The following is a 12,548-nucleotide window of genomic DNA, read 5'->3' as shown; positions in this document are numbered from 1 at the left end:
CCCTGCCACACGTCGACACCTACGGCCACGGGAGCCAACCCGGGCCGCGCCGACCCGGCCCGGCCCGGCCCCCGTCGAGCGGCTCCGGCCCACCCCGGCTGCGCCGATCCGCCTCGCCGGCCCGGCCGGACGTGAAACACTCCGGTCGGGACGACGACGGGGGCGTTGGTCGTGTCGCATCCAGAGCAGCACCGCGGGCGATGGCGTCCGCGACTCGACCGGCCGGCGCTCGTCGCGCTGCTGTTCGGGCTCGCCGGTGTCGTCTACCGGCTGGTTCTGACGTTGTTCACGGTGCCGGTGTCGAACAGCGACGAGGCGACCTTCGGTCTGGCCGCGCTGCACATCGGGCAGGGCCGGGAACATCCGGTCTTCCTCTACGGGCAGCACTACATGGGGATGGTGGAGTCGTACCTGGCGGCTCCCCTGGTGGCGCTGTTCGGCCCGAGCTGGCCGGTGCTGCGGCTGCCGATGCTCGCGCTGTACGCGGTCTTCCTCTACCTGATCCACCGGTTGACCCGCCGGCTCTGCACCCCGTGGTTCGCCACCTTCGTGGTGGGTCTGCTCGCGCTCGGGCCGGAACGGGTGGTGCGCGACCAGCTCACCGTCGTCGGTGGGCGGCCGGAGGTGAAGCCGGCGGTGCTGCTGATGCTGCTGATCACCGTGGGGTTGGCCGCCGGCACGGTGCACCGCCGACGGCTCGCCATCGGCCTGTTCGGGCTGCTCGTCGGGCTGGCCGTCTGGTCGGACTGGCTGATCCTGCCGTACCTCGCGGTGGCCGGGCTGGCCCTGGTCTGGGCGGTACGACGCGACCTGCTCGGCTGGTCCGGTCTGCTGCTGGTGGCGGGGACCGTCGTCGGCGTGGCCCCGATGATCGTCGACAACCTGCGGGCCGGGCCCGGTGACGACTCGCTCTCGGTGTTCCGGGAGGTCAGCACCAAGACCGGCCCGCTGCCGCCCTGGTCCGACCGGATCCGGGGCGGCCTGCTGGAGGGGGTGCCGCTGGCGCACGGGCTCTGCCCGGTGGACGGCTGCGGGCGCTGGCAACAGTGGTTCGGCGTGCTGTACCCGGTGCTGCTGGTGGCCGGCGCGGCCCTCGCGGTGCTCGCGTACCGTCGCGCCGGCCGAGGGCCGCGCGGGGAGCGGGTCGGGCCGGTCGTGCAACTCACGCTGGTCGCCGGCGCGGTGTTGACCCTGCTGTCGTACGTGCGCAGCCCGCTCGCCGCGACCAGCCCGCTGGACAACGCCCGCTACCTGTCGGTGCTGCAACTGTCGCTGCCGGCGGTGCTGTGGCCGCTCTGGGTGGCGGCGTTGACGGCCTGGCGGGGCACCTGCAGCGTGCTCGGGCGGCTCGCCGGCGCGCTGTCGGTCGCCGTGCTGGCCGCGCTGACCGTGGCCATGCTGGTGATCACCGTGCTCTTCGCGGCCACCGGGACCGCGGCGTCGCGGACCGAGGAGCGCCAGGCCCGGGAGTTGGCCGCCGCGCTGCGCGCCGACGGACCCCACGAGGTGTACGGGGACTACTGGACCTGCAACAGGTTGATCTTCAACACGGATGAGTCGGTGATCTGCGGGGTGCTCGACGCCGACCTGTCCCCGGGGCAGAACCGCTACCGGCCGTACTGGCGGCAGGTGGGTCGGGCAGCGCGGCCGGGCTACGTGACGGAGATCGACTCGCCGATGGACCGGCGGTTGCGCGCGCTGCTCGCCGACCGGGCCGACGCCGGGCCGGTGCGGGAGGTCGGCGGCTATCGCGTGTACCACCCCGACACCCCGGTGCGGCCCTGGCGGTAGGGCCTGGTCGTACGCTGGCCGGGCCGGCGCGTGGGGCGCCGCCGTTTTCGCCCGTCGAGGAGACCCATGCTCATCCTGCTGCCGCCCTCGGAAGGGAAGGCCGACGCCGGCACCGGACGGCGCTGGGCCCCGGACCGACTTTCGCTGCCGGAGCTGAACCCGGCCCGCGAACGGGTGCTGGACGCCCTGGTGGCGCTGAGCGCCGGGCCGGACGAGGAGGCCGCGCGGGCGGCGCTCGGACTCAGCGAGGGCCAGCGGGGCGAGCTGCGGCGCAACGCCCGACTGCGGGAGGCGGCCACCGCGCCGGCCGAGCGGCTCTACACCGGGGTGCTCTACGAGGCGCTGGACCTGGCCTCGTTGCCGGCCACGGCGCAACGGGCGGCCCGCCGGTCGATCCTGATCAGCTCCGGGCTCTGGGGAGCGGTCCGGCTGGCCGACCGGATTCCGCCGTACCGCTGCCCGATCGGCGCGCGCCTGCCCGACGTCGGGGCGCTGTCCACGTACTGGCGCAGGGAGTTGACCCCGGCGGTGGACGGGGCCGCCGGGCGGGGCCGCCCGGTGCTGGACCTGCGCTCCGGCGCGTACGCGGCCACCTGGACGCCGCGCGGGGAGCTGGCTGAGCGGACGGTCACCGTGCGGGTCCTGCACGAGCGGGAGGTCGACGGCGTGCCGGTCCGCTCGGTGGTCAGCCACTTCAACAAGGCGACCAAGGGCCGGCTGGTCCGTGACCTGCTCATCGCCGGCGCCCGGCCGCGCACCGCCGCGGAGTTGGTGGGCACCCTGCGGGAGTTGAAGTACACAGTGGTGGAGCAGGGCGGCACGGCGGGCCGGGTTCGGCAGGTGGACCTGGTGGTTACCGATCTGTAGCGGCGCGGTAGCCGCAAGATTTGCTCAAGGCTGGGCCGGACCAGTTCCGTAACGGCGCGCCAGGGGCCACGGTAGGGCAACCCAGACTCCGACAAGGGAGCCTTCGTTGACCCGCGAACCCGCACTGCTCGACCGGCCCCACTCCCCGACGCCCCCAACTCCGATGGGCTGGTTGACACTGGGCGACGCGTTCGAGGCTGCCTGCCTGCTGCGCTGCACACCACCACCGACCGCCACCCGGCGCAGCGCGGTACGTGCCGAGCACACCCCCGCCGTGGAGTTCAACCGCGAGGACCCCGCCCAGCGGATGCGGCAACTGCTCGGCCGGCTGGACATCCCGGTCACCCACGAGGTGGCCGTCGGCGGCCTGCGCCGCCGCTACGAACTGCACCGGCTCTGGGTTCCCCGGGAGCACCGGGGCACGTACACCCGGATGTTGGACGCCGGCTGGTGGCAGGGGCGGCGCGAACTGCTCGGCGGGCCGCTGCCCGGCGCCTCACCGGCCCGCCGGCGGCTGGTGACCCGGCTGGCGGAGGCGGCCTGGCGCTCGGCGTTGCTGGCCGCCGGGCGGCACGTCCGCCGGCACATCCTCGGTGTCCGGCTCACCGACCGGGAACTCGCCGCGGTGCTGATCCGGAGCGCGGCCGTGCTCGACGTGCCGGCCCGGCTCCGCCCCGGCACCGGCTGCTTCCTGGTCAGCGTGGCCGCCGGGCCGGACCGGGAGCGGATCCTGCACAGCGCGGCGTTGGAGCAGGCGCGCCCGGCAGATCGCCCGGCCTGCTGAGCGGGATCCGGTCGTGCGCAACGGCTCGGGCTTGCGCAGGCCGGCCCGGCGGCGCACAGTGCACCGCGTGAGTCGTACCTCGTCCACCCACGCCCGACTGGCAGCCCTGTCGACGGTGCTGCTGATCGCGAACCTGGCCATCGCGAGCTGCCGGGACACGCCGACCGAACCGATGTCCATCCGGATCGCCACCGGCAGCCCCACCGCTGTCTACTACGCGTTCGGGCAGTCCCTGGCGGCCATCCTCAACCGGGAACTCCCCGGCGTACGGGCGAGCGTGGTGGTCACCGCCGCTTCGGCGGAGAACGTCAAGCTCGTCGGCTCCGGCGGGGCCGAGCTGGGCTTCACCCAGGCGGACGTGCTGCCCACCACGCCGGCGGGAAACCCGACGGTCGACGCCATCGCCCGGGTGTACGACGACCAGCTGCACCTGATCACCACCAGCGGCGGTCCGGTCCGCACGGTCGCCGACCTGCGCGGCCGGCGGGTCTCCGTCGGCGCGCCCGGCTCGGGCACCGAGATCACCGCGATGCGGCTGCTGGAGGTGGCCCGCCTCGGTGGGGAAGAGGTGCGCCGGGAACGGCTCGGTCTGGACGACTCGGTGGCCGCGTTGCGCTCCGGTCGGATCGACGCGTTCTTCTTCTCCGGCGGGCTGCCGGTGCGGGGCATCGAGCAGTTGTCCAGGGCCAGCGCCATCCGGATCGTCGACCTCAGCGAGTGGACCGAGCCGCTGCGCTCGCGCTACGGCCAGGTCTACGTCTCCCGGGACATCCCCCGCACGGTGTACGGGGTGGACGCGGTGACCACGGTGGCCGACCCGAACTACCTGATCGTCCGCTCCAACCTGCCGGACCGGTTGGTCCGGCAGGTGACCCGACTGCTGATGGACCGCCGCGCCGAACTGGCCGCCGCCCATCCGGCGGCGGGACGGATGAGCCCCCGCTCGGCGATCGTCACCGCGCCACTGGCGCTGCACCCGGGCGCCGCCGGCTGGTACCGCGACACCAAACCGTGACGGCGGGGCCCCTCAGCGCGCCGGAGACGGCCGTAGGTCGGCGACCGGCTCCTCGTCCACCGGCTCCTCCCCCACCGGCTCCACCGAGAGGGCTGGCGCGGGGAACCACAGGGCGGCGACCAGCCCTCGCGACTCCCCCGGCCGCATGGTGAGCCGCCCGTCTGACGCGTCCACCAGCACGGCGGCGATGGTCAGGCCGAGCCCGGCGCCGTCCACGTTCTGCGCGTCCGGGGCCCGCCAGAACCGCTCGGTCGCCTGGCCGAGCTGACTCTCGGTCATTCCGGGGCCGGAGTCGCGTACCTCCAGCACCACCCCGCCGTCGCGGCGGGCCACCGTCACCGTCACCGCCCCGCCCGCCCCGCTGAACTTCACCGCGTTGTCAATGAGCGCGTCCAACGCCTGGTCGACGGCGGTCGGCACGGTCTGGGCGTACGCCGGGGCGTCGGTCGTGGCCAGCCGCAACGCGACCGACCGGTGCCGGGCCAACGGGGCCCACGCGGCCACCCGGGAGGCGGCCACCGCGGCGGCGTCCACGGTGACGCGCTCGTTCTCCTCCCGTTCGGCCCGGGCCAGCGTGAGCAGCGCGTCGAGCACCAGCGCGAGCCGGTCGGTCTCCTCCAACGCCAACTGGTGCTCCGAGCGACCGTCCGGGTCGGTGAGGCTGGGCCCCAACTCCTCCACCCGCAGCCGCAGCGCGGTGAGCGGATTGCGCAGTTGATGACTGGCGTGCGCGACGAAGGCGCGCTGCCGGTCCATCACGTCGGAGACCACGTCGGCCATGTGGTTGAAGCTGGCCGCCAGACGGCGCAGCTCCGGCGGACCCAGCCGATGCTGCACCCGGGCGCTCCGGTCGCCCTCGGCGATCTCGTGGGTGACCGCGTCCAGTTCGGTGACCGGACGCAGCACCCACCCGGCCAGCCCGAACGCGGTCAGCACGCAGGCCAGCACGGCGAGCAGACCGGCCAGGGCGAGGAGCAGCCACCACGAGACGACAGCTCGGCGGATCGCGCCGGCCGGGGTCACGATCACCACCGCGCCGAGGACCTCACCTCCGTCGTTGATCGGCACCGCCACCACCACCGGGTCGGTCGTCCAGGGCCAGACCGACTCGGGGGCGCTGCTCTGCTGGCCGGACAGCGCGACGTCGAGCACCGTCGTGGTCCCCGGGCTGGGCCGCCACCTCGGCGACGAGACCGGGATGTTCCGATCCCGGTCGACGATCGCGGCACCGATCTCGTACAGGTCGTCGTAGCTGCTCAGCTCCGCCTCGATCGGGCCGGGCCCCCCGTCGCGCAACGCCGGCCCGGCCAGCGAGGCGAACCGGGTGGCGTCGGCGAGTCGGTCGGCACGGACCCGTTCGGTCTCACGGCCGGCCATGGTGGCGGCCAGCGGGGTCTCCAACGCGATGAGAACGAGGACCATCAGCAACAGGTAGCTGATCACCAGGCGGCGGCGCACGTCAGCTCCTCACGCGTCGCGCAGCCGGTAGCCGATGCCGCGTACGGTCTCCACCAGTCGGGCGTCACCGAGCTTCCCGCGCAGCGACCCGACGTGCACCTCGACGGTGTGCCGGTCGGCCCAGGTGGTGCCCCAGGCGTCCAGCAGGATCCGGTCCCGGGGCACCGCCACCCCGGGCTGGCGGGCCAGGGAGAGGAGCACGTCGAACTCCTTGCGGGTCAACGTGACAGCACGGCCGTCGACGGTCACCGTCCGGGCGGCCACGTCGATGCGGACCGACCCGGCCTCGATGAGGTGCCGCTCGGGCGCGGCGTTCGCCGCGCGACGCAGCACCGCCTCGATCCGGGCCTGCAACTCCACCATCGAGAACGGCTTGACCACGTAGTCGTCCGCGCCGAGGCGCAGGCCCAACACCCGGTCACGTTCCTCACCCCGGGCGGTCACCGCGATGATGCCGAGCTGGCTGCTGCGCCGACGCAACTCCCGACACAGGTCGGTGCCGTCCCCGTCGGGCAGGGTCAGGTCGAGCAGCACCAGGTCACACGGGGCGGCGGAGAGCGCCGCGGCGACCGTGGCCGCGTGCTCGACCTCGTACCCCCGACGGCTGAGTGCGGAGGACAGCGCAGCAGCCACCCGGCGGTCGTCCTCCACCAGCAGGATCCGCACCCATACCCCCGTCCGTCGCAGCGCCGTTCTGCGAATGGTGGCAGAAGCGCGCGCCGACCGGGAGGCCGCCCGCCCGCCTGGGCCGGTAGCCCGTCCCAGGCGGCCGGTAGCCCGCCCGCCTGGGACGGGCTACCGGCCGCTACAGGCCGAAAACGTCGTCGGCGGTGGCGTCCCGAACGCCGTCGGTGAACCCACGAAAGCCCGGGTCCTCGTGGCTGGCCGGCACGCTGGTGACGGTGACTCCGCTGGCCTGGGTGACCGCGTCGACCAGCGGCGGAAAGTCGATCTCGGCATCGTCGAAGGCGTCGTCGTCCGCCTCGGCCAGGTTGATCACGTGCTGGACGTCGTCGGACGGCGTGTCCGGGTCCTCGGCCCACTCGCCGCCGGCCCGGTAGCACTCGTCGTACAGCGCCCGCTGGCTGTCGGTCCAGTCATCGTCGTAGCTCTGCATCGCCCATCCCTCCGCGGCCCTTGACCCTGAGCATGCCCGGCGGGAGGCGACGGGCGCGGCGGTACCGGCGAAAACCGGGCGAGCGCGCCGACGGCGACCCCGTACGCTGCTCTGGTGATCTACAAACTGCTGTCGAGCGCCGAGTGGGACGACGCCCTCGCCGCCGGTGCCTTCGCCGGCTCCGCCGTGGACCGGCAGGACGGTTTCATCCACCTCTCCGGCGGCGACCAGGTGGTGGAAACGGCGCGGCGGCACTTCAGCGGGGTGACCGGGCTGACCCTGCTCAGCGTCGAGGAGGAGCGACTGGGTGACGCGCTGCGGTGGGAGCCGTCACGCGGCGGGCACCTCTTCCCACACGTGTACGGTCCGCTGCCGGTCGACGCGGTGGTCGCGGCCCGGGCGCTGCCGGCGGACCTTCCGGCCGCCGACGCGGTGGCCGCCCTGCTGAGCTGAGCCGATCGTGGGCTGACACGACCGCGCCCGACCCGACAGTGTCGGGCCGGGCGCAAGCTGCCGTTCGCGGGGCTCAGCGGCAGAGCCGGTCGATGCCGTTCGCAGGCTCAGCGGCAGAGCCGGTCGATCTCCTGCTGGAACCGGTCCATCGGGTTCGCCTCGGCGGGGCCGAGCAGGTAGGTCTTCAGCTCCCGGCGGGCCTCGGTCATCGGGTCGTCACCGGCCCGCGTGACCGTCACGATCTTCTCCAACTCGCCGCAGTCCTTGGAGAGCAGGTACGCGGCCCGCGCCGTCGGGTACTCGCGGCGGAAGTCGTCCTCCGACAGACCGGCCGGGTTGGCCACCACGTACGGCCGCTGACTCTGCACGAAGTCGGACACCACACTGGACACGTCGCTGATCAGCAGGTCGGTCTGGTTGAAGCAGTCGAACAGCGCCGGCGTGCGGCCGGTGACCACCAGGTGCGCGGTGCCGTCCAACGAGGACGCGTCCGGGTTGCCGCCGGCGGCGCGGATCGCCGCGACGACCCGCTCGTGCACGGACTTCGCCGCCCGGGACCGCGACCCGGTGAGCGGGTGCGGCTTGTAGATCAGGCGAACCCGGGGATTCGCGGCGAGCAGCCCCTTGACGATCCGCTCACCCATCAGCACCAGCGAGGTGTGGTACGGGTCGTCGTCGAGCCACCCCTCCCAGGTGGGCGCGTAGAGCACGGTGAACGGCCGGTCCACCGACTCGGCGCCGAAGGTGTGCACCCCGGCGAGCTGCGGCCGGCCGATCTCGACGATGTCCGAGTCGAGCACCCCCACGCCGGCGCGCGCGTAGCGCTCCCGGCCGGCCAGGCCGGCGACCCAGACCTCGTCGTACACCTTGCTGTAGGGGTTGACGCTGGCCTGCTTGTCGCTGTCACCGTGACCGACGAAGACATGCTTCGTACCCGGCTCGCGGAGCATGTGGATGTTCGCGCCGACGTTGGCGGAGTAGAGCGCCGCGCGGATCCCGCCCAGGTCGAGGTTCATGAAGTCAACCCCGGCCGGTACGCAGATCACCGGCAGCCGGGTGTCGGCCAGCTCCAGGAAAGCCTCCCGGCTGCGCATCAGCACCACCGCGCGCTGCTGGAGCGCCTCGGTCGGGGCCAGCCACATGTTCGCCTGGTAGACGTCCTTGGCCGGACCGGCGAAGTAGAGCGCCACCTCCGGCCGGTAGGTGTCCAACCACCGCTGGACCGCCGGCAGCAGCGGGCCCTGCCCCGCGCCCCGCCCACGGAGCCAGGTCAGCGCGATGATCGCGCCCACCAGGCCGGTGGCCACGACCGCCACCGCGCCGGCCACGAAGAACGGCGTCGGATCGTGCTGCACCGCGGCGGCCACGCCCGCCGGCACCAGCAGCAGGTTCAGCAGGGGCATCCGGTCGCCGGCGACCGCCGCCGCCCAGGCGGGCGGCTGCGGGGCACTCGACAGTGGACCCAGCTCGATGTTGCGCACCATGGCGGAGAGCGGGTTACGCCGCTCGATCATGGTGGAGAACGCACCGGCGAAGACCGACACGACCCACACCGCGGCCGGCAGCACCAGCAGCAGGGTCAGCTCGCCGTCGCTGAGCCGCACCTCGGCGGCGACCAGCAACACGGCGGCGAGGTCGCGGGTCAGCTGTCGGTACGAGAAGTGCAGCCCCACCTTCTCCAACAGCAGCAGCGACGGCGGTGACCAGCGGGCGACGGCGAACTCGCCGATGATGGCGGCCAGCCCGGCGACGGCGAACAGGCCGACCCATCCGAATACGCCACCGACGAGCATGACCAGGTAGGCCAGTACCAGCAGCGCACTCTGGGCGGCCACTCCGAGGCGTCCTGTCAACGTGCCGAACAAACGAGTTCGCTCCCTACAAGATTTCGTTGCGGGCGGTGCCCGTGATGGGCCGACGTGACTCCCCCGTCGCCGCAGCGGGACATTCGCGTCCGGCTCCGGGTGACTGCGACCTTAACGCGAGCGGACAGCTCGGTGTCGCTCGGGTATCCGGCATCATTTCGGGCAAAGTTCCGCGCCGTGGCGCGCCCGACCCCACCACGGGGTCGGGCGGCCGGTGCGGGGAGAGCGCTCAGTCGGCCCGCCGGAAGCAGGTCATCGCGCCCGGCTTCGGGCGCTTGGCGAACTCCTGATAGCCCAGTTGCGGGGCGGTGTCGCGGGCGTACTGGTTGCCGTTGTAGACGCAGATGGTGCCCACGTCCAGGCGGTCCAGTGCCGGGGCCAGCTCGGCCGGCGTCGGGCTGGCGGTGCCGTCCGCGAATTCGGCGAGCAACAGTCGGTCCTTGGCGAACTGGGAGGTGAGGTCGTACTCGACGAGATAGAAGTCGCGAGGTAGGACAACCCGGACCTGGCTGGTGACGATCGGCGTGGTGCGCATGATCGTCTTCGGGGCGAGCAGGAGGCCCTGCGGTCGGTCCAGGTCCTTGATCCAGAAGGCGATCGACTGACGCTGCTGCGGAAGCTTCCAGGTGGGGCGCTCGTGCACCTCGACCCAGCTCTTCGGCGACCACATCGGGGTGGCGAACAGCGCGAACGAGGCGACCAGCAGCACCGCGATCCCCCCGGACGCCGCCCGACGCAGCGCCCGGGTCGGCGCCGGCACGCGCACCGTGCAGAGCAGACCGATCAGCGTCGGCAGGGCGAGCAGCCACGGCACCCGCCAGAGCACCACCGAGATGCCGCTCAACGCGCTCAGCAACTGCAGCACGCCGGGCACGAACAGCACGCTCATCGCCAGGGTGGCGCCGGCGGCGAGCAGCGCGGGCGTACGCCGGCGGGCGAGCAACGCGCCGCACCACAGCGCGAGACCACTGATCACCCCGACCACGCCGAAGAGCAGGGTCCGCCGGTAGGTGGACGCCGCGTCGAAGAAGACATCGTCCGCACCGGTCGCGCTCATCCCGCCGAGCGCCAGGCGGGAGACGACCAACGACCCGATCGGGTACGCGAGGGCGGCGACCGCCGCGACGACGGCCGCCTTCCACCGGCCGACCAGCAGCATGGCGAAGCCGGCCGCGCCGACCAGCATCGGCAGGATGATCGCCGCGGTGTTGGTGAGCCCGATCGCGGTGATCGACAGCGCCACGATGAGCAGCAGGCTGCGCCGCGACCGGTTGTCGAACCACTCGGTCAGGTAGAGCCACATCAGCGGGATGACCGCCGAGACGAAGATGCCCTTGCCCTCGTGCAGCCGCGGAAGGTGGAACGTGCCCAGTGCGGCGTCCCCGCCCGCGACGAGGTAGAGGTACGCGATCGCCACGGTGAAGGCGAGCATCGGACGACGCGGGGCCCACCGGTGCGTCAACCGCCACAGCGCCAGCACCGCGAACACCGCCATGATCGGCAGCAGCACGTACCAGAGGGCCGAACTGGCGTGGATACCGACGACGTTGGCGAACGCGCCGTCGAAGACCTCGATCGACGGGACGGGCGGCTGCGAGCCCATGGGCGGCAGCACGTTCTCGGAGAACAGGAAGTCGTTGAGCGGGATCAGGTCCCGTTCGGCGATCCACACCGACTTGCCGACGTAGTAGACGTCGTCCGGGGTGTTGCGGGCCAGGAAGAACGAGGAGATGCCGACCAGCACCGAGACGACCAGCGCGTACGCCGACTGGGTCGCGGTGACGGCCGGGGCGGCCGGGGTGGGCACCGGGCCGCTCAGCCAGGCCTGGCGCACCAGCAGGAGCCCACCGACGGCGGCGAGCAGACCGGCCACGCCCGGGATCCACCAGGAGACGCTGACGCTGGTGCCGGCCAGACCGGCGGAGACGGCGGCCACGGCGGCGGCGACCAGGACCCCGATCAGCAGGCGGCGGTCGGTGGGCGGTGCGCTGCCCGGCTCCTCCTGAGCCGCCGGGGTGCTGTCGGCCGGGGTGCTGTCGGTTGCGGCGCTGTCGGTTGCGGCGCTGTCGGTTGCGGCGCCGACGCGGCGGCGGGCGCGCAGCACGGCCACGACCGCGAGCACCACACAGGCCACCAGCCAGATCCGGAAGGTCACCGACGGGCGCAGGTCCCCCAGGAAGGCGAGGTGGTAGAGCACGGTGAAGAGCGCGAACGCGATCACCGCGCCATCAGTGAGCATCGCCGGGGCGGCGGCCACCAGCGCGCGTACCCGGGACCAGCCCGCGCGATCGTTGGCGGGCCGGGCTACCTGCCCGCTGCGCGGCGTCGGATCCGGTTCGGCGGGCGCTACGGCGATGCTGTCGACGTTGGCCACGGGCGTCCTTACTCGTCGGGCGAATCAGGGGCATCGGCACGATGACGGCCGGGTGTCAAGGGGGCAGCGTAGCGGAATTGGGCAGGGGGGCCACCGCTAGCGACGGCCGAGTGTCGGAGTGCTGGTCAACCCGACATCGGGGCCGTCCGGGGACGGGGCAGAACACTCTCGGCGCCGAGCCCGGCCGCCACGGACTCGACCAGATTGTCGAGATAACGGTCGGTGAGCGGGAGCCGGGCGATGGCGAGCCGCCAGTAGAGCGGGCCCACGATGAGGTCGATCGCGGCGTCCGGCTCGGTGTCGGCGGGCAGTTCGCCACGCTCGACGGCACGGCGGACCAGGCGACCGCCGATCTCCTGCTGACGGGCGTGCAGCACCTGACGCAGGGTCGCGTCGATGCTGGGGTTGCGGGCGGCCTCGGCCAGCAGGTCCGGGATGATCTGCGAGGCCACCGGGTGCCGGAGCGCGTGCGCCACCGCCTGGAACAGCAGCGCGAGATCACCGCGCAGCGTGCCGGTGTCCAGTGCGGGGAGCTTGCCGTGTGCCGCGGCGGCGACGACGTCCAGCACCAGGTCGAGCTTCGAGCTCCACCGACGGTAGACCGCCGTCTTACTGACGCCGGCTCGCCGGGCCACCGCCTCGATGGAGAGCCGGCCGTAGCCGACCGCGGCGAGCTCCTGCATCAGCGCGCGCCGGATCGCCGTGGTGATCTCGCCGCGGAGCACCGCCGCGCCGGCTGGCGCCCGCCTCTTCTCGGTCGTCATCGAGGGCTCTTATCGCAGGTCACGCCGGACAGCGTAGCGCAACGACGGTACGGTTGCGTC

General features: G+C 73.0%; 11 protein-coding genes. 5 read left to right on the top strand and 6 right to left on the bottom strand.

The genetic code is table 11. From position 1 onward, the window contains the following. Positions 1-171: 171 nt before the first annotated feature. The 4 genes from EV382_RS03090 to EV382_RS03075 all read left to right on the top strand — a co-directional run bounded on the left by EV382_RS03090 (position 172) and on the right by EV382_RS03075 (position 4,457). On the top strand, positions 172-1,791 hold the full coding sequence (locus EV382_RS03090) for an ArnT family glycosyltransferase (RefSeq protein WP_130400129.1): 1,620 nt from the start codon (positions 172-174) through the stop codon (positions 1,789-1,791). A gap of 66 nt (positions 1,792-1,857) precedes the next feature. Beyond that, positions 1,858-2,658, top strand: coding sequence for a peroxide stress protein YaaA (yaaA, locus tag EV382_RS03085; protein ID WP_130400128.1), 801 nt, complete (start codon positions 1,858-1,860; stop codon positions 2,656-2,658). Positions 2,659-2,821: 163 nt separating this feature from the next. After that, the gene (locus EV382_RS03080; RefSeq protein WP_130408384.1) at positions 2,822-3,442 is read left to right on the top strand and encodes a hypothetical protein; all 621 of its coding nucleotides are present in this window, start codon (positions 2,822-2,824) and stop codon (positions 3,440-3,442) included. A 58-nt stretch (positions 3,443-3,500) separates the two neighbouring features. Beyond that, positions 3,501-4,457: a TAXI family TRAP transporter solute-binding subunit gene (locus tag EV382_RS03075; RefSeq protein ID WP_425271858.1), complete on the top strand. Its 957-nt coding sequence runs from the start codon at positions 3,501-3,503 to the stop codon at positions 4,455-4,457. Between the two features lie 12 nt (positions 4,458-4,469). Here the strand turns inward: EV382_RS03075 and EV382_RS03070 are convergent, their stop codons facing one another. From EV382_RS03070 to EV382_RS03060, 3 genes are all read right to left on the bottom strand, one after another. Then, on the bottom strand, positions 4,470-5,915 hold the full coding sequence (locus EV382_RS03070; RefSeq protein WP_130400126.1) for a sensor histidine kinase: 1,446 nt from the start codon (positions 5,913-5,915) through the stop codon (positions 4,470-4,472). Between the two features lie 9 nt (positions 5,916-5,924). Then, positions 5,925-6,581, bottom strand: coding sequence for a response regulator transcription factor (locus EV382_RS03065; protein WP_130400125.1), 657 nt, complete (start codon positions 6,579-6,581; stop codon positions 5,925-5,927). A gap of 139 nt (positions 6,582-6,720) precedes the next feature. After that, positions 6,721-7,032: a hypothetical protein gene (locus tag EV382_RS03060; RefSeq protein ID WP_130400124.1), complete on the bottom strand. Its 312-nt coding sequence runs from the start codon at positions 7,030-7,032 to the stop codon at positions 6,721-6,723. Between the two features lie 114 nt (positions 7,033-7,146). Between EV382_RS03060 and EV382_RS03055 the strand changes: the two genes are divergently transcribed. Continuing rightward, positions 7,147-7,485 (top strand): DUF952 domain-containing protein, encoded by a 339-nt coding sequence (locus tag EV382_RS03055; RefSeq protein WP_130400123.1) that lies wholly within the window; start codon positions 7,147-7,149, stop codon positions 7,483-7,485. A 107-nt stretch (positions 7,486-7,592) separates the two neighbouring features. Here EV382_RS03055 and EV382_RS03050 read toward each other — a convergent pair whose 3' ends face one another. From EV382_RS03050 to EV382_RS03040, 3 genes are all read right to left on the bottom strand, one after another. Continuing rightward, entirely contained in the window at positions 7,593-9,350 is a 1,758-nt protein-coding gene (locus EV382_RS03050; protein ID WP_208758300.1) for a CDP-glycerol glycerophosphotransferase family protein, read from the bottom strand. Between the two features lie 229 nt (positions 9,351-9,579). Further along, a complete protein-coding gene (locus tag EV382_RS03045) occupies positions 9,580-11,724 on the bottom strand; it encodes a DUF6077 domain-containing protein (RefSeq protein WP_165435704.1) in 2,145 nt (714 codons plus the stop codon). A 125-nt stretch (positions 11,725-11,849) separates the two neighbouring features. Next, positions 11,850-12,488: a TetR/AcrR family transcriptional regulator gene (locus EV382_RS03040; protein WP_130400121.1), complete on the bottom strand. Its 639-nt coding sequence runs from the start codon at positions 12,486-12,488 to the stop codon at positions 11,850-11,852. Between the last annotated feature and the right edge of the window lie 60 nt (positions 12,489-12,548).

Origin of the sequence: Micromonospora violae (assembly GCF_004217135.1) — a bacterium.
GTDB classification, from domain to species: domain Bacteria; phylum Actinomycetota; class Actinomycetes; order Mycobacteriales; family Micromonosporaceae; genus Micromonospora; species Micromonospora violae.
The sequence above is the reverse complement of the archived record's forward strand: the minus strand, read 5'-3'. Positions and strand labels throughout refer to the sequence as shown.

Bases quoted from the DNA above. Each gene is read 5' to 3' on its own strand.
- EV382_RS03060 (WP_130400124.1), bottom strand. From the start codon at position 7,032: ATGCAGAGCTACGACGATGACTGGACCGACAGCCAGCGGGCGCTGTAC.
- EV382_RS03040 (WP_130400121.1), bottom strand. From the start codon at position 12,488: ATGACGACCGAGAAGAGGCGGGCGCCAGCCGGCGCGGCGGTGCTCCGC.
- EV382_RS03080 (WP_130408384.1), top strand. From the start codon at position 2,822: ATGGGCTGGTTGACACTGGGCGACGCGTTCGAGGCTGCCTGCCTGCTG.
- yaaA (WP_130400128.1), top strand. From the start codon at position 1,858: ATGCTCATCCTGCTGCCGCCCTCGGAAGGGAAGGCCGACGCCGGCACC.